Source organism: Deinococcus sp. YIM 134068 (assembly GCF_036543075.1).
In the GTDB taxonomy this organism is placed as follows: Bacteria; Deinococcota; Deinococci; order Deinococcales; family Deinococcaceae; genus Deinococcus; species Deinococcus lichenicola.
On record NZ_JAZHPF010000001.1, the window covers coordinates 318693 to 342627 of the forward strand.

17 protein-coding genes are annotated in these 23935 nt (G+C 63.5%); 10 read left to right on the plus strand and 7 right to left on the minus strand.

Annotated features, from left to right (window positions below; genetic code table 11):
- Positions 1–78: 78 nt before the first annotated feature.
- A complete protein-coding gene (locus V3W47_RS01740) occupies positions 79–663 on the plus strand; it encodes a nucleotide-binding protein (RefSeq protein ID WP_331823419.1) in 585 nt (194 codons plus the stop codon).
- Positions 660–884, plus strand: a complete 225-nt coding sequence (locus V3W47_RS01745; protein WP_331823420.1) for a hypothetical protein — start codon at positions 660–662, stop codon at positions 882–884. Before V3W47_RS01740 ends, V3W47_RS01745 begins: the two co-directional genes overlap by 4 nt.
- A gap of 149 nt (positions 885–1033) precedes the next feature.
- Here the strand turns inward: V3W47_RS01745 and V3W47_RS01750 are convergent, their stop codons facing one another.
- From V3W47_RS01750 to V3W47_RS01765, 4 genes are all read right to left on the minus strand, one after another.
- On the minus strand, positions 1034–1270 hold the full coding sequence (locus V3W47_RS01750; RefSeq protein ID WP_331823421.1) for a hypothetical protein: 237 nt from the start codon (positions 1268–1270) through the stop codon (positions 1034–1036).
- A 386-nt stretch (positions 1271–1656) separates the two neighbouring features.
- Positions 1657–1878 carry a hypothetical protein gene (locus V3W47_RS01755; protein WP_331823422.1) on the minus strand — a complete coding sequence of 74 codons (222 nt, stop codon included), beginning with the start codon at positions 1876–1878 and terminating at the stop codon, positions 1657–1659.
- Positions 1879–2312: 434 nt separating this feature from the next.
- Positions 2313–2933, minus strand: a complete 621-nt coding sequence (locus V3W47_RS01760) for a hypothetical protein (protein WP_331823423.1) — start codon at positions 2931–2933, stop codon at positions 2313–2315.
- 549 nt (positions 2934–3482) lie between these two features.
- Positions 3483–4697, minus strand: coding sequence for a site-specific integrase (locus tag V3W47_RS01765; RefSeq protein WP_331823424.1), 1215 nt, complete (start codon positions 4695–4697; stop codon positions 3483–3485).
- A 791-nt stretch (positions 4698–5488) separates the two neighbouring features.
- Here V3W47_RS01765 and hsdR point away from each other — a divergent pair.
- The 6 genes from hsdR to V3W47_RS01795 all read left to right on the plus strand — a co-directional run bounded on the left by hsdR (position 5489) and on the right by V3W47_RS01795 (position 16051).
- Positions 5489–7843, plus strand: coding sequence for an EcoAI/FtnUII family type I restriction enzme subunit R (hsdR, locus tag V3W47_RS01770; RefSeq protein ID WP_331823425.1), 2355 nt, complete (start codon positions 5489–5491; stop codon positions 7841–7843).
- Positions 7844–8050: 207 nt separating this feature from the next.
- On the plus strand, positions 8051–9043 hold the full coding sequence (locus V3W47_RS01775) for an AAA family ATPase (protein WP_331823426.1): 993 nt from the start codon (positions 8051–8053) through the stop codon (positions 9041–9043).
- 92 nt (positions 9044–9135) lie between these two features.
- Positions 9136–11553: a S8 family peptidase gene (locus V3W47_RS01780; protein ID WP_331823427.1), complete on the plus strand. Its 2418-nt coding sequence runs from the start codon at positions 9136–9138 to the stop codon at positions 11551–11553.
- Between the two features lie 158 nt (positions 11554–11711).
- Complete coding sequence (locus V3W47_RS01785) at positions 11712–13280, plus strand: class I SAM-dependent DNA methyltransferase (RefSeq protein WP_331823428.1); 1569 nt, start codon at positions 11712–11714, stop codon at positions 13278–13280.
- The gene (locus V3W47_RS01790) at positions 13273–14460 is read left to right on the plus strand and encodes a restriction endonuclease subunit S (protein WP_331823429.1); all 1188 of its coding nucleotides are present in this window, start codon (positions 13273–13275) and stop codon (positions 14458–14460) included. The genes V3W47_RS01785 and V3W47_RS01790 overlap by 8 nt, the downstream gene beginning before the upstream one ends.
- A 601-nt stretch (positions 14461–15061) precedes the next feature.
- Positions 15062–16051 (plus strand): hypothetical protein, encoded by a 990-nt coding sequence (locus V3W47_RS01795; RefSeq protein WP_331823430.1) that lies wholly within the window; start codon positions 15062–15064, stop codon positions 16049–16051.
- A 14-nt stretch (positions 16052–16065) separates the two neighbouring features.
- On the opposite strand, the gene V3W47_RS01800 is transcribed toward V3W47_RS01795, so the two are convergent.
- From V3W47_RS01800 to V3W47_RS01810, 3 genes are read right to left on the minus strand one after another with little or no spacing between them, the layout of a single operon-like run.
- A complete protein-coding gene (locus V3W47_RS01800; protein WP_331823431.1) occupies positions 16066–18399 on the minus strand; it encodes an argonaute/piwi family protein in 2334 nt (777 codons plus the stop codon).
- Entirely contained in the window at positions 18396–18791 is a 396-nt protein-coding gene (locus tag V3W47_RS01805) for a hypothetical protein (RefSeq protein WP_331823432.1), read from the minus strand. The genes V3W47_RS01800 and V3W47_RS01805 overlap by 4 nt, the downstream gene beginning before the upstream one ends.
- Positions 18792–18809: 18 nt before the next feature.
- Positions 18810–19049, minus strand: coding sequence for a hypothetical protein (locus V3W47_RS01810; protein WP_331823433.1), 240 nt, complete (start codon positions 19047–19049; stop codon positions 18810–18812).
- An 812-nt stretch (positions 19050–19861) separates the two neighbouring features.
- On the opposite strand from V3W47_RS01810, the gene V3W47_RS01815 reads away from it, so the two are divergent.
- The gene (locus V3W47_RS01815) at positions 19862–21571 is read left to right on the plus strand and encodes a PD-(D/E)XK nuclease family protein (RefSeq protein ID WP_331823434.1); all 1710 of its coding nucleotides are present in this window, start codon (positions 19862–19864) and stop codon (positions 21569–21571) included.
- Positions 21568–23922: a UvrD-helicase domain-containing protein gene (locus tag V3W47_RS01820; protein ID WP_331823435.1), complete on the plus strand. Its 2355-nt coding sequence runs from the start codon at positions 21568–21570 to the stop codon at positions 23920–23922. Before V3W47_RS01815 ends, V3W47_RS01820 begins: the two co-directional genes overlap by 4 nt.
- Positions 23923–23935: the final 13 nt, after the last annotated feature.

Below are 23935 nucleotides of genomic sequence, written 5' to 3' on the forward strand. Positions count from 1 at the left end.
CCTATGGTCGCCGGACTCCAGCGGTCCTGTCGACCCTCGCCTATTTACCTAGGTTAATAGACATATAGAATGATAGTCATGCAGGTTCTCGCGATTCTCAGCCTCAAGGGCGGCGTCGGCAAGACCACCACGGCGCTTCACCTCGCGTCGGTGGCGGCCTCGGAGGGCCGAGCCGTGTGCGTTCTGGACGCAGACACCGAGCACAGCGCTTGCCGCTGGGCCGCACACGTCCCTTTGCCGTTCGAGGTAGTGGCCGGGGAGCCGGACCGCCTGGCCCGCCAGGTCAGGGCCAGTCAGCAGGAGGGCAAATTGGTCATCATCGACACCCCGCCCAATTCCCGCGAGCTGCTGCTCCGGGCGGGTTCGCTGGCCGACACAGTCGTCGTGCCTATCGCGCCCACCGGTCTGGAGGTCGACCGTCTTCGCCCCACCCTGGAGCTGCTGACCGACCTGCAGGCCCAGCGCGAGGAACTCGACGTGGCTATCCTGCTGACCCGTTACAACAGCCGCCGCCGTCTGGCGCGGGAAGCGGAAGAGGCACTCCACGGCCTTCCCGTGCTGGCGAGCCGCGTCCGGGAGTTGGAAGCGTACAAGGCGGCGTTCGGCAGCGTTCCCGGGGAACTGGGGGACTACCGCGCCGTCTGGCAGGAGCTTCAGGCATGAGCCCGAAACGTCCCCGGCTGGGTGAGGTTCTCCGGGGGACTCCGGCACCACCGGCCGAGGTCGTGCCGGCTTCCACCAAGGAAAAGGCCGGCAAGATGGTGCAGCTCAACGTCACGGTGCCCGCGGAACTCCGCAAGGCGGTGCGCCTCAAGGCCCTGCAGGAGGACCGGGACGTGGCGGAGGTGGTGCGGGAGCTGCTCACCCGCTGGGTCGACGGATAAGCGGTAGCTGGAGAGCAGAAACAGCGGCTTATCCTAAAAACTCAGCTCGCAATTTGGAAGCATGATATGAGGAGCTCCCAGGTGTACGCCAACGGTGTGGAAAAGTCCGTGTCGTGACTCCCTGCTGGCGAGACGCAGGTATACAGGCATTAGTCCGAGTTCTCGGCGATGATCCACAGCCGCCAACGGTTGAACATCCCCACGGCCAGGGTGAAAGAATTGTCCCCTTCCAGCGGGTCGTCGAGCTGCTCCGGCAACTCGTCCGCGCTCAGGTGCCCCAGGTGCTCGCGCGTCACGTCCACCGGGTAGACCGCCTCCCGGAAGTCCCGGTGGCTCAGGGCGCACTCCACCCCGACCAGGTCGTGCAGCGCGTCGCGGTAATGCACCAGGTCGTCGATGGTGATGCCCCACCCGCTGAGATTGGTGTCTCCGAAGCGGTCGGCAAGCCGCAGCAGCCCGGCCTCCCGCTCTGGACGCAGTGAATGCCGCCCGACTGGTGCCGGACGTGATGCCAGGTGCGGAAGGGGCGCAGCCGTCCGCCACGGGTGAGCCAGTCGGGGTCGAGGCCCAGGAGCAGACGGGGCCGCTGTTCGAGGTCCGGGAAAAGGTCCCCGCTGGAGACGATGGGCAGGTTCGGGTGAGGGGGATCCGTCATGGCAATCTCAGCCTCCTCTGAACGGTCTATTCCCGCGCGGGCAGGCCTCAGCTTCACAGCTGAGGCTCCGGCTACCCCTTGCGGTGACCAGGACGATCCTGCGCCCGTCTGGCTGCGTCACCGTATGACGACCCGGTGTTCTTGGTCGGGCTGGCCGGGGCCGCCTCGGACGCGCAGGATCAGCTCGGCTTCCGGCGAGACGAGGCGCCGCAGGTTCGCGTAGCCGGTGAGCGCCCGGGTGATCGCCTCGGCCTTGCTGATGCCTTGGTCCCGCGCCATGCGGCCCATCTCCTCGTCCAGCCCCGCATTCAGCTCCAGCTTGAAGCGTGATCTCGACATCTGTCCCCCCTCCAGATCGCTCTACTGTGATCGACGATCACGGACTTCACTTTGTCGACGGTGCTCCTGTTGCTATACGGCCGTGTCGCTCTCATGGACGGGTTCATGGGCCGGCTCCCCCGTCTCTGGATCACCCCGGTACTTCAACTCCCGGTCACCGTGGAGGACGTGATAACCGCGCCGCTGCAACTCCTCGGCCACCGAGGTCTTGCCTGTGCCGGAACCTCCTTCAACGAGGCAATTCCTCTTGCCCACAGGTCCATCCTTCTGGCGAATGCCTTCGGTCTCCGCTGCCGGAGGCAGCGCCAGGTCGGGCGGCGGCCTTGAGCCGTGACCTCAATCTTTGAAGTTTGTCCGCTCTCCCTGGAGTCATCCGCTGTTCCTGCTCTCAGCTCACCCAATAAGGTGCCGCGCCGAGTGGGGTCCGCGCAGCCTCAGCCAGTCCGGAGCTCTCGGTGTCGTCCCAGCCACTCCACAGCTGCGGGAATGTACGTTTCAGCCAGGGTAGGATTCCAGCCCGGCTGACTCGGCAGCCGCACCTCACCGTGATAGAGCCGCACCCCCAGACTCCGCAGGGCATTCCGCAGCTCAAGGCGGTTCCGGATCTCCTCAGCGTCGTCCTGATCAGGGTCCGCAGGGATGACGTCTCCAGAGCGCGCCACCACCGCCGCATTCAGCGCGGCCTTGACGCGGCCCAGCGCCTGATAGCCCTCTGAAGTCACCTCGAGGCCGGCCCGCCCGTTCCAATCCCGCTCTACCCGCAGGTTCTGGGCGAGTGTGGCGAGGTCCCTGGTGTGGGCTTCGAGAATGTCGAGCAGCGCGCGCTGCGGCAGGGCCGACGTGTTGTAGATACGGCAGTGCAGCGCGTGGTACTCGTCAGGATCGCCGCCGCCCTTGACGTCCAGTTCGCCGAAGCTGAGGTACCCCTGGGGATTGATGGCCAGGAACGGGTCCCAATCCTGGAAGCCGAGGACAGTCCGAGTCCTGAAACGGTCACTTGCCCGCAATGTGGTGATGCTGCCCGTCATATTCGTGATGATCTCGTCTCTGGTCATGTTTCTCCTCTGGGCAGCGGTGTGCCCGGACGTGATGGCTGGCGAAGTCTTCAGAAGAGGTCGTAGGTTGCCAGGGCCTCAAGACACTCTTGCAACTCCTGGGGGCTCAAGCCGAGGCCTCGCCAGTGCTCCTCCCAGGACCCGAGGACGGGAATCATGCGCCTGAGCAGGTCCTGCCGTGCATCGAGCACCAGAACGTAACGGCCTGCGCAGAGCAGACAGAGGGTCAGATCTGCCTCCAGGTGTTGAAAAGCGGGTGAGGCCCCGCAGCGGTCGCAGATCATGGTCGCCTCTACCCCCAGGGTGACGCCACTCCCCTCCTCTCACCCAGCAGCCGTGCGGCGCTCAGCTCATCGCCAGGCCAGACGGGGAGGACATCATCCTTTCTTCGGATCGCGGCGGTCACGTCGTCCAGCAGGGCTCCGGAAAAGACCCCGTCACCGTTTTGGCTCGCGATCGTGCAGTTTGAGGGCAAGAGGGATGAGGGGATGTCACGGCACAAGTGGTGTCCTGGTCGCTGTGCATCCGGATCATCCGTCGTCCCTGAGGTCAATTGGGTGACCCGTTCCCAGACGGGAGCAGATCTGCCAGGTCCATGGCGGCCTCCTGGCGCTGCCCGTCGTAGAGATGGGCGTAGACGCGCAGGGTAAAGGCCACATCCGTGTGCCCCAACCGGTCTGCGACGGTCTTGGGCGGCAAGCCCTTATGAATCATCAGGGACGCAGCCGTATGCCGCAGGTCGTGGAAACGGATGCGCCGGACACCCGCCTGCTTGACCAGTTGCCGGTACCAGCCGTACAGGGTGCGCGGCTCCGTGGCCTGTCCCAATTCATTGGCGAACACGAATCCCTGCTCGGTCCGGTCCAGGCCGATAAGGCAGCGCTCGGCCTCCTGTCGGCGCTGATGCTCGCGGAGTTTTTGCAGCGTTCCGTCCGACAGGGCGACGACACGCTGCGAGGCGTCCGTCTTGGGCGTCTGGAGGGTCGTCCGCTTGGAAGACACTGTCGGCTTGCCGCGGTGGACCTTGCCAGGCTGGCCCTCGGCGCGGACCTCGACCAGGTTATGGCAGACCTGCAACCGCTTCCTTTCCCAGTCGATGTCCGTCCACTGCAGACCGAGAATCTCGCCGCGGCGCATGCCGGTCATCAGGGCGAGGTAGAAGGCCGCGTGCAGGCGGTGGGCCTCGGTGACCTGCAGGAAGTGCACGACCTCCGAAGCCTCCCAGACGTGGAACTTCGGCTTGGAGCGTCTGGGCGGCCGGACAGCCTCGGCCACGTTCCGGGCAACGAGTTGCCACTGCACAGCCTGACGCAGCGCCATTTTCAGCACCCTGAGGCTGTAGGCCAGGACTGCCGGGGACTTCCCGGCTTGGTGCAGTTGCGTGAGCATCTGCTCCACGTCGAGGGGACGCAGTTTTTCCAGCCTCTTCTTGCCCAACAGCGGCTTGAGATGCAGGCGAACGGAATCCCGGTAACTGCGCAGCGTGTTCGGCTTGAGCTGATCACGCTCCTTGTTCTGGAGCCACTGGTCGAGGTAGGCGCTGACCGTCAGCTTTTCACTGGGCGTGACCAGCCCCTGATGCAGTTCGGACTGCAGGCGCCGCAGGCCTTCCTGGACCTCGGCCTGCGTCTTGCCGCTGACCCAGCGCCGGACCTGCCGCCCCTGGGCGTCATGACCGACCGTGACTGAGCCTCGCCAGCCGACCACCTTGCCGTCCCGCGTCCTCTTACTGATGGTTCCCTCTCCGTTGGCCCGTTTCCCCATGTTTGCTCCTCAAGCAAAGAAATGCCCCGAACAAGGGTCACCCTGTGATGGTGCTGTCAGGCCATCCAGACTCTGCCCGCTGGGCGTGATCAGCTCCTGGTGCAGCCCAGACTGCAGCCGGCGGATGACCTACGGAACCTCGGCCTGCGTCCGGCCAATGACCCAGCACCGGGTCTGTCGCCCCTGAGCGTGGTATCTGACCGTAACCGAGCCTTGCCAGCCGACGACGTTGCCACCACGCAACCTGCTGCTGATCGTTCTTTCCATAGGTCCTCCCTTCTCCAAGAAATAAAGAGGTGTCCTCCATTCGGAGGACACGACTTCGACTGCTTTTCCCGGCTGTCGTGCCAAAGGCTGTTTCAGCTTTGCAATTCGCAGGCTGCTGATGAGAACCAGCAGCCCGAAAGTCCTGCACGGATCTTCCGCTGAGGTGTTCGCCCGGAGGCTGTCCTTGTCTTTTTTCGATTCGCAGGTGGCTGACGAATTGCCCCAACCACTTGAAGGTCCTGCGCGAGTCTTTCGTTTGTGCGCTATTGCCGGGAGAGCATAGATTTTCTTTTGATTCGGCAGCCAAGTTGAGACTCTTGGCCGAGTGATATGCTTACTTCTCTGATTCCGTGGCGCTCGCCGACCACTGAGGGGAGTTTAGGCGGCCTGACACACTAGATCAAGACTTTTCTGGAGTCAGCGGGCTTTGGTTAATTTGAGTGGGGTGGTGTCCGGTTTTATCCGATTTCGTCCGGTCAAGTTGGTGCGGGTGGGGTTCTCTGCCCCCTTACACTGGGGGAACTGTGCCCACCGAAGCCGATACCTGCCGCACCTCCGTCCTACCTGCCCTGTATGCGGCGGGCTGGACGGACGAGCAGATCAAGGAGCAGCGCACCTTCACCGACGGGCGCATCCTCGTGCAGGGCCGCAGCGCCAAGCGGGGCCGGCAGAAGCGGGTCGATTACCTGCTGCACACGCGGCGCGACTACCCCATCGCCGTCGTGGAGGCCAAGGCGGAGTACCTCTCCCCGGAGCAGGGCTTGCAGCAGGCCATCGACTACGCCACGGTTCTGGACCTGCCCTTCGCCTACAGCACGAACGGCCGGGGCATCGTCGAGCACGACATGCTGACCGGCGCGGAGCGCGACCTGGAGGCGTTTCCTTCCCCCGCCGAACTGGTGAACCGCTACCGTGCCCACCGCGGCCTGCCCCCGGAGGTCGAGGACCGGCTGCTGATCCCCTACCACCTGGGGGACCGCGTGCCCCGCTACTACCAGGCCATCGCCATTCAGCGGGCGGCCGAGGCCATCTTGCGAGGCCAGAAGCGCCTCCTGCTGACCCTCGCCACCGGCACGGGCAAGACTGAGATCGCCTTTCAGGTGGCCTGGAAGCTGTGGCAGGCCCGCTGGAACCTGAGCGGGATTCTCCGCAAGCCCCGCATCCTGTTTCTCGCCGACCGCAGCATCCTGGTCGACGACCCCAAGGACAAGGCCTTCGCGCCCTTCGGGGATGCCCGGCACAAGATCGGAGGCGGCGTGCTGAACACCAGCCGCGAACTGTACTTCGCCACCTATCAGGCCCTCGCGGAAGACGAGGCACGGCCCGGTCTGTACCGCCAGTACCCGGCAGACTTCTTCGACCTGATCATCGTGGACGAGGCGCACCGCGGCTCGGCGGGCGAGGAGAGCTCCTGGCGCGACATCCTCGAGTACTTCGGCGCGGCCACCCAACTTGGCATGACGGCGACGCCCCTGCGGGAGGACACCCGCGACACCTACGCCTACTACGGTGCCCCCATTTACGAGTACAGCCTCGCGCAGGGCATCCAGGACGGCTTCCTGGCCCCCTACCAGGTGCGGCGCGTCATCACGGACGTGGACGCGGTCGGGTGGCGGCCCACGCCCGGCATGAAAGACCTGTACGGCCGGGAGATCCCGGACGGCGAGTACGGCACCAGGGACTTCGAGGCCACGCTCTCCCTGCTGCCGCGCACGGAAGCGGTGGCCCGGCACCTCGTGGCGTACCTGGGGGCCACAGACCTGCTGGCGAAGACCATCGTTTTCTGCGTGGACCAGGACCACGCGCTGCAGATGCGCAGTGCCCTCGCCCGGCTGCTACCGGAGCAGATGCGGGCGTACCCGGACTACGTGGTGCGGGTGGTGGCCGACGAGGGCGAGATCGGCAAGGGCCACCTGGCGAACTTCCAGGACGTGGAGAAGGTCTCGCCGGTCATCCTGACGAGTTCGAGGCTGCTCTCGACTGGCGTGGACGCCCCGATGGTCAAGAACGTGGTCCTCTTCCGCGTGGTGGGCAGCATGGCGGAGTTCAAGCAGATCATCGGCCGCGGTACCCGCGTGCGCGAGGACTACGGCAAGCTCTTTTTCACCATTATCGACTACACGGGCACGGCCACCCAGAAGTTCGCCGACCCTGAGTTCGACGGCCCGCCCATCAGCACGACGACCACCGTGCTGGGCGAGGACGGGGTGGTGGAGGAAGAAACCATCACCGAGGAACCTCAGGTGGAGGGTGCCGAACGTCCCTGGGGCCGGGAGAGCCTGAAGGAGGACGAGACCGGGGAACCGCGCAAGCTGGTGGTGCGCGGCGGCGTGCAGGTGCAGGTGCTGCACGAGACGGTGCAGGAACTCGACGCTCATGGGCGGCAACTGCGGACAGTAGAGTTCACGTCCTACGCCGCCGAGCAGGTTCGCAGTCTGTACCTGAGCGCCGAGGACTTCCGCAATCATTGGGCCGACCCGCGCAGCCGCCAGACCATCGTGGAGGCCCTGGAGGAGCGGGGCGTGGCGCTGGAACATCTGGAACAGGTCATGGGCATGGAGGAGAGCGATCCCTTCGACCTGCTGTGCCACCTGGCGTTCGGGGGGCCACTGCTCACCCGCCGGCAACGTGCGGAGGCGGCCAAGCACCGCAAGCAGGACACCCACGCCACTTTTGGCCCCCTCGCCCTGACCATCCTCGACCAGCTTCTGGACCAGTACGCCGAGCACGGCATCAACGAGCTGGGCGGAACGGCAGAGGTGTTCCGGGTGCTGCCCGCCACGCGGCACCTGAACATTCAGGAGGTCGGGCGGGCGTTTGGGGGGTTGCCGAGGCTGCGGCAGGCTCTAGATCAGCTGCCGAGGCTGATCTATGCCTGAGATCCACTTTGTTCGTCTTTAGGACGAGGCATAGGCCCAGCGCAGTTGCAGCGGAGAGACAATCGTTGCCCGTCCGTCGCCATGTGCCCAAGGCATAATCTCAAGCATAATTTAGTTATAAGCTAAATCGAGCAGCTATGGTACAGCGTTGCTTACGGGGTGTCAACCTGTATGCTTGGCCCACGTTCTGGGAGGAGCGGGACGACGATGAGTACGGCAGAGCAGATTCTGGCGCTGGTTAAAAGCCACGTGGAGGGCGACGACAAGAGGTTTTTGTCTGTTGCGTCCCAAGTCGCGGCCCGGGAAGCGCGCCAAGGTCATGTAAACGTCGCCGCCGAACTCAAGAAGCTGATTGAGCGTGCCCGCAGTGAGAATGACTCATTTACCCGCCCACAATTCCCCGTGCAGCTCACGCTGGGCACCCCACAACCCAAGGGCGAGCTGTCCCACCTGCTGTCGGTTACGGCCCCTGACGCTCGGCTGTCCCAGTTGGTGCTTCCGGAAGGAATCGAAAACCGGCTGCGGCGCATCCTTACTGAGCAGCAGCAGCAAGAACGGCTGAGACAGTACAACCTCGTTCCTCGCAGGAAGATTCTGCTTGTCGGGCCTCCTGGATCAGGAAAGACCATGACTGCACACGCGCTGGCAGGGGAGCTGCGCATTCCCCTCATGACCATCCTTCTCGAGGGCACCATCACCAAATTCATGGGGGAGACCGCTGCGAAGCTGAGGCTGGTCTTCGAGGCGATGGTGGTGCAGCGCGGAGTGTACTTCTTTGATGAATTCGACGCCATTGGAGCACGCCGCAACGCCTCCAACGACGTGGGCGAGATCAGACGTGTGTTGAATTCATTTCTTCAGTTCTTGGAACAGGATGTCTCCCACGGCCTGATCGTTGCGGCCACCAACCACGCCGAACTGCTCGACCCTGCGCTCTTTCGCAGGTTCGACGACGTGATTGAATATCAGTTGCCGGATGAGGCTCTGATTGAGCGCATCCTGAAGGAACGCCTCGCACCATTTGACACGAAGAAAGTCGCGTGGTCGAAGGTCGTAGGGGCAGCATTGGGAATGAGCCAGGCCGACGTGACCCGTGCTGCTGACGAGGCCGCAAAGCACGCGGTATTGGACGGTCATATCCGAATTGACACACCGATGTTGATGGCAGCCATTGAAGAGCGGCAGGCTTCACGGGCGTGAGAGCATAAACTGGGTGGCATCCTATGTCTGCCCCACGTGACAAGAAGCACCTGCGGCGCCCTGGTGTCGTTCGGGTTGAGGCTTTCCGGCCTGTGAGCAGACCTTTTGATGAACGTCCAGTGTCTCCTCGAAACCCACAAGCACACGCCGCCTACCTCACGACGGCCATCACCAATGCTGCCCAGCAGGCGCAGCAGCAGATGGCCCGGCGTGATGCAAACATTCAGAACGACCGTCAGGGCGTCTACCTGTCCTTCGAGCTCACGGAGGACCACAGTGATGCGTTGGACAGCTTGACAAGCACTCGTCGGCAGGCAGAACTAGCTGTATTGCGTCAGGAGGGTAATGTGACGCTGGCAACGTTCTACGTCCCGCAGGAGCATCTGGCGGGGTATCAGGAGGATCTGCTCGGAAAGGTAGCCCGGTATAGCGCGTCAGACGGACAGAGGCACCGCCCGCTCGTCACCCGCTTGAACGACGCCCACGCCAACACCCTCCGGGCAGTGTTCTCAGATGATCCTGCTCTGTTTCCCGAGCCTGGGGTTCCCATCTGGTGGGAGGTGTGGACAAGCCGGGACGGGGCATCCGCGCTGACGAGCGTGGTACGGCAGATGGAGTTACCGGTCGGGGAGGAGCACCTTACATTCCCCGACCGGGAAGTGTTTATCGTGCAGGCCACGTCCGAACGAATGGATCAGTTGTATGTGAATTCCTCGGCCATCGAGGAACTGCGGCTGGCGCTGGACTCTCCCGAACCGTTCATCGATATGCCGCGCTCGGAGCAGCAGGAGTGGACGGACGAATTGCTGGAACGGGTTTCATATGAGGCGACAGACCCCGAGGTTGCGATTCTTCTGCTGGATGGCGGAACGACGCAGGCTCACCCGCTGCTCGCCCCCTTGCTGCACGTGAACGACTGGCAGGCGTATGACCCGACATGGTCCCCCGGTGAGGACTCGCGGTTCCATGGCATTCTCGGACACGGAACGAAAATGGCAGGTCTCGCCCTGTATGGCGACTTGAGAGACGCCTTCCTCGCCACGCAACCTATCCTGATGAAGCATCGGCTGGAAGCCATGAAGGTGCTTCCCCCTACGGGACAACACCGTCCCCACCTGTTCGGCTTCGTGACACAGCAGGCGGTGGAAGGGATGGAGGTCACCAACCCCTTTCGCAAGCGGGTGATCGGGATGGCGTTGACCACGCGCCACGGAACCCGCTCCGGGCGACCCTCCTCATGGTCTGCCGCTCTCGATCAACTGGCATTCGGCAACGATGATGAGGACTACCGCCGTCTGCTTGTGGTTGCGGCAGGCAACATCCGTGACCCCATCGACCCAACTCTATATAGGGATTACACCGATTTGAACCGGGAAGTGACGAGCGAGGTCGAGAGCCCGGGGCAGGCATGGAACTCTCTGACGGTCGGGGCCTACACGGAGAAGTGCAATGTTCCGCCTCAGCTGCACGGGTACCGAGCCTACGGCACGGCGGGTGATCTCTCGCCAACAAGTCGCACTTCCTACGCGTGGGACTCCCAGTGGCCGATGAAGCCCGATGTCGTGTTCGAGGGCGGCAACTTGCTGACGGACAATGTAATAACAGACCCCCATCCTGCGGTGGCCCTGCTCACGACCCACCACGAACCTGCCCGGACCCACCTCACGGATATGGGAGACACCAGCGCGGCCACCGCGTTGGCTTCGCGGATGGCTGCCCAACTCTACGCCGAGCACCCGGTGCGCTGGCCCGAGACGATTCGGGGATTGACCGTACACTCGGCCCGGTGGACGCCCGCCATGCAGGCCCGTCTGGGGCGCACCAAGCGGGACCTCGTGGATGCAATGCGGCACTACGGGTATGGCGTGCCCGATCTGCAAAGGGCGACGTTCAGCGCCGAGAACGACGTCACCCTCATCGCCGAGGAACGCCTCCAGCCTTTTCGGCTCGAGGGGGGCGAGATGCGGTTCAATGAGATGCATTTTCATCCCCTGCCGTGGCCGAATATCGGGTTGGAGAACCTCGAAAACACGATGCTCGAATTACGGGTGACGCTCTCGTACTACATTGAGCCTAACCCCAGTGAGCGCGGCAGGAACATCCGCTATCGTTACGCCTCTCATGGTCTGCGCTTCGATCTAAGGGGCCGAACTGAGGACGAACGAACGTTCAGGCAGCGTATGAATGCTCTCGCCCGGCAAGAAGGAGGGTACAGCTCGGGAACATTTCGTCCACCACCATGGGCCATCGGCACGCAGACCCGGCAGATGGCGGGCTCGATCTTCTCCGACTGGTGGTCTGGCCCTGCCGTGGAGCTTGCGGCGTGCGACTCTATTGCGGTGTATCCGACCGGCGGATGGTGGAAGGCTAAGGCGCGTCTGCCCTATTCCGAGCGACAAGCCAGGTACAGCCTAATCGTGACGGTCAGAACCCTAGACCCCACCGCGACCATTGACATCTACACGCCGATTGCGACACTGCTTGAAGTAGAGAACATCGTAGAGACCTAAGGCTTGTTCCTGGTTTTGTAGGTGCCCAAGATCCGGTCAAGTTTCTGGCGAACAGGGGTCTACCCCGGTGGACGCACACGTTCATGGTGTAACGCGTACCGCATCAGAGGAGTGTTTTGGCCCTCCTCTTCTGTTTTGTGGTGGGAGAATGTCACTCGATGACCCGCACTCGCCCCCCCAAACTCAAGGCTGAGCAGACCACCGCCCAGCGCCTGTCCAGCGTCGTCAAGAGCGTGCGCGACATCATGCGCAAGGACAAGGGCCTCAGCGGCGACGCCGACCGCCTCCCGATGCTGACCTGGCTAATGTTCCTGAAGTTCCTCGACGACCTCGAGCACAACCACGAGGCCGAGGCCGAGTTCGAGGGCCGCCCCTACCGCCCCGTGCTCGAAGGTGTCTACCGCTGGCGCGGGTGGGCCAGGAGCGACCTGACCGGCGACGACCTCCTCGCCTTCGTGAACCAGGAGAAGTTCGAGGTCGAGCCCGGCCAGCCCATGCCCGGCCTGCTGGCCTACCTGCGCGGCCTGCAAGGGGAGGGCGCCCGCGACCGCCGCACCGTCGTCGCCGAGATCTTCCGGGGCGTGCAGAACCGCATGATCAACGGCTACCTGCTCAAGGAGGTCGTGCAGAAGCTCGACAGCCTGGACTTCACCTCCAGCGAGGAGAGCCATACCCTGGGGGCGCTGTACGAGGGGATGCTGCGGGAGATGCGCGACGCCGCCGGGGACGCGGGCGAGTTCTACACCCCCCGCGCCGTCGTGCGCTTCATGGTGACCACGCTGGACCCCCGGCTCGGCGAGACGGTGCTCGACCCTGCTTCCGGTACGGGCGGCTTCCTGGTCGAGGCCTTCGAACACCTCAAGGCGCAGGTGAAGACCACCGAGGACGCCGAGGTTCTGCAAGAGCGCAGCGTCCTGGGGGGCGAGGCCAAGCCGTTGCCCTACCTGCTGGCGCAGATGAACCTCACCCTGCACGGCATGGAGTCGCCGCAGATCGACTCGGGCAACAGCCTGCGGTTCAACCTCGCGGAGATCGGGGACCGCGAGCGGGTGGACGTGATTCTCGCCAACCCGCCCTTTGGCGGGGAGGAAGAGCGGGGCATCCAGAACAACTTCCCCGCCGACAAGCGTACCGGCGAGACAGCGCTGCTGTTCATGCAACTGATCATGCGCCGCCTGCGCCGTCAGACCCCCACTCAGAAGGGCGGACGGGCGGGCGTAGTCGTGCCCAACGGTTTCCTGTTCTCCGACGGTGTGGGCGCACGGGTCAAGCAGGAGCTGTTGGAAGACTTCAACTTGCACACCATCGTCCGGTTGCCCAACGGCATCTTCGCGCCCTACACCAGCATCCCCACCAACATCCTGTTTTTCGACCGGGGCGGCCCCACGCGGGAAGTCTGGTACTACGAGCACCCGCTGCCCGCCGGGAAGAAGAACTATTCCAAGACCCAGCCCGTGCAGTTCGAGGAGTTCGCGCCGCCGCTGGCGTGGTGGGGCAACCGAGAGGAGAACGAGCGGGCGTGGCGGGTGGACGTGAGCGCGATCAAGGCCAACAACTACAACCTGGACGTGAAGAACCCGAACGCGGCGCAGGACTTCGAGCACATGCCGCCCGAGCAGTTGCTGGCTGACATTCTGGGGAAAGAGCGGCGCATCCTGGCCTTGCTGGAAGAGTTGCAGGCCGAGCTGGGGCAGCAGGCCGGGAGTGAAGAAGTGGCCCATGCCTGAGTGGGAACGGGTGAGGTTGGGAGAGGTGTTGGAGCTGAAAATTGATGCAGTTCCGGTCGCCCCCGAGCACACTTACAAAATCTCTGGCGTCTACAGCTTCGGGCGCGGACTTATCGCCCGTGGACCTTTGTCGGGGGCAGAAACCTCTTACAAGGTCTTCCACCGCCTTCACACAGATGACTTCGTGCTCAGTCAGTTGAAGGGCTGGGAAGGGGCATTGGCACGAGTCACACCTGAGTTTGATGGATGGTTTCTTTCACCCCAGTTTCCAACGTTCCGGGTCATGCCTGATCGTCTGGACATCGAATACTTGGAGCTCTACTGCAAGCAGGCTTCCGTCTGGGACGAATTGCGGGGACAAGCCAGAGGCATGGGCGCCAGGCGGGACTCCGTTTCACCAGCACGCTTCCTTGCCCTCGACATCCCGCTCCCGCCCCTGCCCGAGCAGCGGCGCATCGTCGCCCGCGTACAGGGCCTGCTGGGGAAGGTGGAGGAGGCGCGGGGGCTGCGGGGGGAGGCCGGGAAACTTGTCGAAGCCTTTCAAACCACGCAGGCCAAAACCATCTTCGACGACCTGACTGCCACCTACCCCTCAAAGTCTTTGGGTGAAATGGCCAAACACGTAACGAGCGGTCCCCGTGACTGGGGAAGCAACTACACCGACACGGGCTGGCGCTTCTACCGGGCACAAGACCTGACTTCAGTAGGTCGGATTTCAGAGCACAACAAGGCGTTCATTGACGCGAGCAATGATCGGCCATCCGCTAGGGTGAAAGCGGGTGATTTGCTTATGGTCATTACGGGGGCGACTGTAGGACGTTGTGCTTTATTCCAGGATCTCAACGAGCCTGGGTACATCAGTCAGCATGTTGCTCTTTGTCGCCTTGATCAAGACATCATCGACCCCGAGTTTGTGCACCAGGCTTTACTGAGTCCGCTCGGGCAGAGCCAGCTTCTGGAGGGCCGTTATGGACAGGGGAAGCCCGGCCTGAACCTCGGGCAGATCAAGAATCTGCGCGTTCCTGTTCCACCTCTGAACGTTCAGCGGCAGGTCCTCTCCGAGCTGCACAAACATAGACAGAGGAGTGGAGGTCTCCGGGCGCTTGGAGCCGACTCACAAGTTGAACTCGACGCCCTCCCCGCCTCCATCCTCGCGCGGGCGTTTGCGGGGGCGCTGTAGGTGGGGCAGCAGTCCCGCTTCACCTGCCCGGACTGCGACCATCAGGCGGTGAGGGGGGCGGCGTCGGGACGGGGGAGTTCTGCCGCATGAAGACCATTCACTGCCTACTGGGTACGAAGCGCAACTCACGCTGGCATTCTGGCCCCGCCCCGGAACCCGACGGGGCTTTGTGATTCGCAGACCTGCAATCTTGCCGGAAGCTCTCAAGCTGGGCCGAAAAAGAGCGTCATGGACGCATGTGTTTTGTGCGGATTCAGAATTCACAGTCACAAAATTTTGTGGTTTCGCTGGACCTCTGGAGAGAACGTGACTCAACCTGAAGCCCGGCAGCCCAATTACGCCAAGCGTGACCGGTATGCCCGTGCCCATGAGCGGCTGACGCTGGCGCGGGGACACGGCCTACACCCTGAAAAGAAGATAGAGGTTGAACAGCGAAATGTCTGATTGTCGAGCAGAGAAAGTGTCAGAGATGAATGATGACGTGAGAGATAACGGCCTATCGATAGCTGTGCCCCAAACGTTGTTATGGAGGGTACGTTCGCCGACCCACCCGCTTCTAGGGGTGGCCCGACACATTATTGACTTGACGCTATCCTGCGCGTTGCAGCACCGTCAGGCCGCTCTAGAGGAAGCTGAATTCCTCCTGCAGGTTCTACCGCAGGACGAGACTGACGCCCTGTATTTGGATCTGGCGGTCATCCATCACGTGGTCACGCTCCTCACGGGGCAGCCAACGCTGGACCGCATCATCATCCCGGTGTACGACGTGGGACCAGGCCGTTCCTGGCGACATCAGGAACGGTACTTGCCATCTACTGCGGGGCGTTTGCCTGTGCACTTGGTGTTCATGGACCGTGGACAGGAGCCGGATCTGCGCGCATACGTCTGGTTGGTGCATGAGCTGGTTCATGTCGTTCTCGCCCGCTACCTGCACCTGTTCGCGGAGGGTCGCCGGTTGGCCGCTCAGCGCGTTCAGGAGTGGAGGCTCGCCGGACTGGCTTCGGATGACCCAGCAAGTGAGCAACTCGCCGCAGAGTTCTCGCGGTATTGGTCGCCTGGTCATGATCAGGAGGATTGGCCACACGAGATCGTGGTGGACACAATATGCATGCTGCTGCTCGGACCTGCGTATGCAGAAGCACTTCACCATCACTACCGGGAAGTCGCAGCCAACGTTCCTGCTTATTTGATTGAGCCGTCACACATCCCGTTGGAGCTCCGGACCCGGGCCATGATCCGAATGGGCGAGCATCTGGGCTGGGGGAGTGTGATGCAGCCGCTGCGCGAGTTGCAAAGCGCCTGGGAACAGCAGTGGCCGGAGGCGGCCCGCGCGAGCCGGTACCGGGCCCTGCGGGACGACGAGCTGATATGGGAAGCGCAACGCGCTGCTCTGGCCTTCTGTGAGGATAGGCAGCTCAGGCGCCTGACACCCGGCCTGCTCGCCACCATTACCGAGGCGTCCGACAACGTGGAGAGCCTTGAAGGTATTGAGCTGATCATCGCCGCGTGGTGGGTAGGACGTGAGGTGTCGGATGATGAATACCGCGCCTGGGGAGCGCGCGCCGTACGCGGTTACGCGGATCACGCGTGAAGGAGTACGGCCAATCAGATGAGCACGCCAGTACGAGGTTGCTGTCCCTCAGATACAGCCAGCGCTGCACGGTCGGCGACATGTAGGACCCACGGGAGACTGGTACCAAGGTCCGTCTTGCTGAAACTCAGGTCCGCGCCCCACACGAGATCCTGCATGACCGTCCACGGCTCTACGTAACCCGCAAGGGTTGTGACCGTGACGAATAGCGGGTCGGCCGTTCCTTGAGGCAGATACGGTGCGCCCGTGGTTGAGATCAGCGCCTGATTCGGGTTATCGAAAGGGAAAGTCACCGTGCCCACCAGAGGATTAAGTACGGCCTCTCCCTGCTGCCGCAGTTGTCGCCAGTACTCAGCGCGCTTCGAGACTTCCGCGACGGCCCACACGGCCTGCTCGGAGATCAGGCCTTCTGCGGCCCAGCGCGTGTGCAGGGCTTTGAGACCGTCAATCTCCTGCCACACCGGGCCTTGGCCATTCAGGTCGCCGTCGCGGATGAACAGTACCCGCTCAAAGTCCGGGTCAGGAACTCGGTCGCGGATGCGGCGCAGGTCGGTGTCGAGACTCTCACACAGCGAGCCGTCTGGGATGGGTTCCACCTGTGGGCTGTCCACCCGGATGGGGAGCGGTAAGTAGATAGGTTGTGCTGCCGGCGCGGCGAGACCATGGGCGACACAGGCCATTGCGTAGTTGTTTCGGATACCCCCTACGTCAATGCCGACGTGGACGTTAAAGCTGGAGGGGCTAGCGGTGGTGTAGGGAATGTACCCAGCTTTGACAGCCAGCTGTTCCAGCAGCAGCCGGTAGCGGCCTCGTACGGGGCGAGGCAAGTCCTTGAACGGGACGTCTTGGTGGCGCTTCAGGGTGTTGTCGTGTTGGATGCACTGGGAGGGTACGGTCAGCGTGCGTTTGATCTGGTCGTGGGTGTCGCCGTCCTGCTCCGGCCTGTTGCGCCCCTCGGGGAGAACGGCGATCACGGCGTTGTACCCCTGTGTTTCACACTCGGGCTGGATGTCCTGCGCGTTTCTGTAAGTGAAGGTGCTGAACTCGAAGTCTAGGTGCTGCTCATGGGCAAGTTGCGTAAGGTGAGCGGCCAACTGCCGCGTATGCCAGGCACCGTAGCTCCCGTGGACAGCCAGCACCGGGATCAGAGGTCTGGAGCGGAGGTAGCCCGCCTGAGCAAGAGCGGACGTGCGGGCACGGGCACGCTGGCGGATAGCGTCCTCGCCGCTCGCGCCAGGAATCGTCCTGGTGCCGTCCCCGGTCTTCACCAGAAGAGGGGGAAGGGGAACAACGCGGATCTGGTCGTCCGGCACCACGAACAGTTCCTCGGCGAGCTTTACGCTTACACCGAACGCGTCGAAGCCGTCGGATGCCGCACGCACTCGGCGCAGCCATTCGGTGCGAGCCTCCACGCTGAGAATTGTTTCCTGGTGCGCGGATCGCGTGATTTGCGTATCGAGGATCAGCCGGATATTCGCCGGGTCGATGCTGACCTCCTCACGCCCATACGGGCGACACAGGAGCGGCTGTCCGGCAAGGGTGGACTGCTGCGACTTGGAGAGGTCCGCGTGGGCCGCGAACTGCTCGGGCTGGAGCAGTTCCATGACCTGTGGCGCCTGACCGTCGCGCTGCACCAACACGTTCACGGCTGTCGGTTCCAGTGCTCGCGTCTTCCGGTTGACGCGCTTGAGCACCACGCGCTCCGCGAGGCCCTTGCAATCTCCCCTCTGCGCGTACTGTTCGATGGTGAGGCCGTCAACGCTGACGGTGCTGACATGCACCTGCATCACCCAGCGGTGCCCGCGCAGGGTTGTGGGCGTCACTTCGAACCGCCGCGCGAACTGAATGTTCAGTTCATCCGGGTGAGCCTTGGGCAGCTCGCAGAGGCCCCGATGGTGCGCCCAGAGCTGACCGAGGTGTGTTCCGGCAGTCTTCAGATGTCTCCGGAGCGCCACGGCGAGCAGTTCGCGGACAAGCTTCTGCTGCTGCGGGTTATCTCCACGGAGCGTTACGTCCGCGCCACGCCGAACGCTGAATCCCTGGAAGTCCTGGTCTGGCCACGACCATCCGCGCGGCACCAGCACGGTGTGAGGCGACTCCAGCAGTACGAAACCCCGGCCGGGCGCGTCGGACGGCTGCGCTTTCTTGAGGTCCCAGATCAGCTGCTTCGCAGCACCGCTCTCCTCATACGTGAGTTCACCGCCCTGCGGCTGCACGTGGTAGCGCGTAGCGTCCCAGTGCATGGCCTGGGGATTGATCACTTCGAAGGCGTTCAGGATGGGTCGTGCGTCATCGGCATGATCTGCGGCTGGCGTCGCGCGGCCTCGGCGGGTAAAGACACCGCTCACGCGCGCTCCTTGGTGAGGAAGTACGTGACCGCGCTGCCGGTGAAGCCAGTCATGACCGGGAACCATTTATCAAAGATGCTTGAAAGTTGCTGGGCGACATCCGCCTTGTCCTGGCTATAGAGCAACAGCACCGTATGGTAGTGCCACCAGGTACTGGCAGCCAAAATCGCAATGAAGGCGAAGGCCAGAACGATCGCCGTCCACGAGTGCTGCAGGCGGATGCGATTCGCAGTTCTGATAGCCAGATCCCGCTCGCCGAGTCCCCTGACGACGCCTGCATTCACCGTAGCCTGCTCCGGTTCGCTCCGGACATCCGGCGCCGCAAGATTTTGTACGGCGCCGCCGTCGAGGATATCGTCTGGCTGTTCAGGCTGCTGGTCAGAATGACTCACTCGTAGACCTCGGTGGGGTTACTGGTCGAAGTTCTGTAGACGCGGAATAACGACGACGCGCTCCTCGCCATTCTCAGGGTTACGCATGATCACCTCGGTATAGCCGTGCTTCGCCTGGCTCTGCAGGGCGCGGTTGATCTGCAGCGACTCGCGCACGGTATCGGCCATGCTGGCGTACTCACCCTCGCTGGTCATCTGCTCAAGGGTTTTGAGGCTGCGCTCGTCGAAAGTGAACGCCACTCGTTTGCTGTTCGCCATGATCTCCCCTCCTGGGTGTGATTGGCTGCCGCACTCGTCCGCGCGGTCCAGTACCATATTTGCACATAATCGTATGCTTGTAAAGGCGCAAATTGTATGCCAGTATTGCCTCAACTATGGCACGTATTGTGATCAGCTCGACTTTGCCGCTGCGGACCGCTGTGAGCTACGCCGTTGGGCGGCAGGTGGTCGTACCTGCACTTGAGTACGCCCGTACGTTGAGCGAAGTGCCAGTCACCCTGCCTCAGCTTCCTGGGAGTCCCCTGCCCAGCGAGGAGGACTTTCGTCGAGCGCTGAGGAGAGCCGCGCGGCACCTGGAGATCCAAGGCGACCCCAGCCTGTTGCGCACGCCTCTCTTGGAATTGCTGACCCTCAAGCCGGCGGACCGCGAGCGCATGTGTGCCGAGTCCCGCCCACTCGCCGCCCTCTGGAGTGCTTTTGTGGCGGAACTCCCGCCAGGGGAACCATCCCCTACCACATTGAGTTTACCGTTGCTCGTCGTGGGTTTTGCCGCGTTAAGTGATATGGAGTTGCGAACGCTTGACGGCTGCGCCAGCGACGAGAGCGTCATCATCCTGCCTCCACGGGAAGTCCCAGCTGTGAGAGATACAATTGTGGCTCTGGAAGGTCTCGGCTGGATGGCGCAGGATGAGACACTATCCGCCAGCCCGGACGTTGGCGAGCGTTCCGCCACTCGGTTTCTCACTGGGCACGGTACGGACATGGCAGGCGTGACCCTTCAGGCCGCAGCGGACCTCCACCAAGAGTGTGTGGCGGCCCTCACCACACTGACTGCGCTCCCGGGAGAAAGGTTGCTGATCGTACCGGACCTTGCGCTGTACGCGCCGGAGCTTGAGGCAGTCGCCTTTGACCTCGGCGTGACGTTGGACCTGCCGCTGGAACGCTCCATAGCGGACACGCGGCTCGGCGCCTGGCTCGCCGAACTGTTCCGGGTCCTGGGCGGTGACTGGCGCGGCCCAGGGGTGCGCCGTGTGCTTGGCCATCCGCTGGCACGCGATGTGACTCCGGCGCTTGTGCAGGCCGCGTCGCGCACCAGGGCCAGGAGTCGGGAAGCCTGGTTGGAACTAGGGTTGCCTGGATGGCTGCGGGCGTGGCCCGAGGAGGCGACCTACGAGCAGTACGCAGAGCTGTTATTCAACATACTGGAAAGCCTCGACCCACAGCGGCTCGCGCAGGATGACAGCCGGGCCGGTCAGCAGCTGATGAACGAGGTGGACGAGCTCACCGCGCAGACGCAGGTCGTTTCACTGCGCGATTTCGCCGTACAGGTCTTACGGCTCTTGCAGGATTCACTTCCACCGCAGCCCGCTCAGGGGTGGCCAGTAAGGACACCAGAAACCGCCGCAGGACGCTTCGACCACGTGGTAATTCTCGGGCTGAGCGAGGGCCTCCTGCCAGCCCCCCCAGCGAATCCGCCCATGCTGGACTTCTATGACCGTCAGCAGCTCCAGCAAGAGGGAGTACGTTGCCTCACTGCCCTAGACGCTGTAAATGCACGTGATCTGGCCTTCTGGAACGCCCTCGGCACGGCACGGCAATCGCTACGACTCAGCTGGCCTCAACGACTGGGGAAGCGGCAGCAGCAGCCTGGCGTCTACCTCGTCCGCTTGGGCCACGCCTTACCAGAGCTGAACCAAGCGGGCCAGGAAGAACCAGACGGTGCGGCGTCCGTCAGCCCCCCAGACTCGCCTACGACGGAAACTGGCAAAATCGGGCAGTCGTTGCTGCTAGAGACGTACACCTTCTCGGCGACGCAACTTACGCGCTTCAGCCAGTGCCCCTACCGCTGGTATGCGCAGCACGCCCTCGGGCTGAATGAACGGGAGGAGAACAGCGCGCACCTGCTGCCCCAGGAACGGGGGCGCTTCAACCACCGCGTGTTGGAACTCGTCGGCCGCGCCGCGAAGAATCAACCGCAGCCGCGTGACGCAATGCTCAGCAGTTTTCCCATTGCCTTTGAGCAGGCGGAGGCCGAACAGGGCCTCACCCGGCGCTCCGCATGGCCGCAGCAGCGCCCGGAGTTGCGTCGCCGCCTCCAGCGAGCACTGAGTTCCCCGGACTTCATTCGGGACGGCGCGACCGTCGTCGGCGTGGAGCGAGCCTTTGACGTTCAGTGGAACGGCTTGCGTGTGACGGGCAAGATTGACCGCATCGACTGTCTGGACGGCGAACTGTTCATCACAGACTACAAGTCAGGCTCCAGCCCACAGGGCGGATCGCGCAGCGCGCGGGACGTGCAGATGAATCTATACCTTGACGTCATCGCGACCCTACATCCCGACATGCGCGTCGCAGCCGGGCAATACCTGTCCCTCGGTAACACCGAGCGCCGGGTACTCGGCCGAGTGCAGCATCAGCCAGGTGTACTGGACGAGCTGGTGGGTGAACTGAGGGAGGCGGCGGGTGCAGGCTTCTTCCCGGCGAGACCAGGCAGCTACTGCGCCGCCTGCCCCCTCCCCCCACTGTGCCGGCAGTCAGCAAGATCCGGTGAGGATGCATGAACGCTCAGCAGCGGGCCATCACCGCAGGCCGAAGCGTGGCCGTCATGGCTGGCGCGGGGAGCGGGAAGACGCACGTGCTGGTGGAGCGTTACGTAGAATTGCTCCGGCGCGGTCTTCGGCCGATGGAGATCGTGGTCGTCACCTACACGGAGCGGGCAGCGACAGAATTGCGCGCCCGCATCCGGCAGCGCGTGACGCAGACATACGCCGACCATCCGGACCTTCTCGCGGAAGTGGAGGTGGCACAGATCAGCACCATCCATGCGCTGGCTGCACGCATCTGCCGGGATCACCCCGCTGCCGCAAGTGTTCCCAGCGGATCGGTCGTGCAAGACGGGCCGGACGCGCACCTCCGCTGGGAAGAATTGAGAGACGACGCGATGCTGGAGGTGGATCTGCCCACCTTCGGTGTCCTGGAGCACGGTCGGCTGCGGCGAATGCTACAGGCGCTGCATCAGGAGCCACACGTGGCACGCGCTTCCCTGGCACGCAGGACAGACGACTGGGCTGCCCTGCTAAAGCGGGCGCGCCAGGAGGCCTGGGATGCGCTTCAGCGGCACCCCCGGTGGTTGGCCGCGTCGGCGCAGGTGCACGGCGACTGCGGGAATGATGGGGACGCCATTGAGAAGTCTCGCCGCGAAGCCGTGCAGGGGCTAGCGCTGATCGCATCGGGCGAGATGCAACGCGGTGCGGCGCTGATTGAGGGCATCGCCTTGAAAGGCGGCAGGAAAGTCCCTTGGCGGGACCTGCCGGGCATGAAGGAAGCGCTCGGGACGCTGAGAGAGCTGATCAGCTCGCCCCTGCTCACCCTGCGGTACGGTGAGGGAGACGCAGCACTCGGCGCACAGTTGCCGCTCCTCGCCGACGCGTTCCGCGTGACGACGGATGAACTGGACCGCCGGAAACGTCAGTCGCGCACGCTGGAGTACGCCGACCTTGAAACGCACGCGCTGAGTGCGCTGCGAAACCCTGAGGTTGCCCGGCACTATCGTCGGCGGTGGCGGCATGTGATGGTCGATGAGGCACAGGACACCAGTCCAGTGCAGACGGAACTGCTGAACCTTATCGGGGCGTCCTGTGACCTGACGGTGGTGGGGGACGACCAGCAAGCCATCTATGGCTTCAGGGGCGCTGGGCGGGACGCACTCCAGCAACTCGAGCGGCGCGTTCTGGAGGCGGGCGGGAGCAGCGTGACGCTCACTGAGGGCTACCGCAGCCACAACCAGTTGCAGGAGCGTCTCAACGACGGCGCCCGCGCGATCCTGGGCGAGGCCCGCCTGCTCACGGCCTCCAGGGGCAGCGGCGGGACGCCACTGAGCCCAGTAAGCGGCTTGATCTCCACGCCAGAAGGGGAAGCAGATGCGCTCGCCGATCACCTCGCACAGCTGCTTCTCGACGCCCCAGAGATCCAAGACCCGCGCGACCTGCGTCTCAGGCCGCTACAGGCGCGGGATGTCGCAGTTCTTGCACGACGATGGTCGGACTTGGATGACCTCCGGCGCGCCCTCACGGCACGGGGTGTGCCTTGGTTCACGGCTGGGGGCGGCGACCTGTTGAGAACTCCAGAAGCACTGGACACCTGGGCCCTCCTTCGGTTCCTGTCGGATCAGGAAGACAGCGCAGCGCTGCTTTCGCTGCTGCGTAGTCCGCACTTCGGCGTGAGTGACGGAGAAGTCGAGGTGCTGCGGCGCGCTTGGAGCACGGGCGAAGCATGGTGGCTGACCATCCAACGCAGTGAGAACCCTGTTGTTCGTCGGGCGGCAGCCGTCCTTACCATGCTTCTGAATGAACTCGGCGCGCTGACGCCCAGGCAGGTACTGCAGCGTACGGAGCAGTTGAGCGGGTATCGGGACGCACTGGTGCGACTCCCGGACGCGAAACGGCACCTTGTGGACCTCCAGGCATGCCACGAGTTGATCGGCACCCTGGAGGAACCACTGCGGAGTTGCACTGAGGTGTCTGTGCGGCTTACGCGCCTCATCACCGCGCGGCGGCCGGTGCCGCGACCCCCGCCGAGCAGCGGTGACGCCGTCACGCTCAGCACCATCCATGGCGCGAAGGGCCTGGAGTGGCCAGTCGTTGCCCTGGCTGGTCTCGGCCGCTTAGGGCGGGGCTTTCCCCCGGCACTGCGCCTGGACGCCGAAGTGGGCGTCGTCTTCGTCCCCGATGATGAAGAGGAGCCCGGTATGTATACCTTATTGAAGGAAACAGACCGGTACCGTGAGCTGCAGGAGGAGGCGCGGCTTGTTTACGTAGGCATAACCCGCGCACGCGACGCCCTAATCTGTAGTGCCGTCCGGCAAGACGCTCCACTCGTGATCGCGTTAGTGAATGCAGAGTTTTTCAAGTGAGCGGGAAACTGAA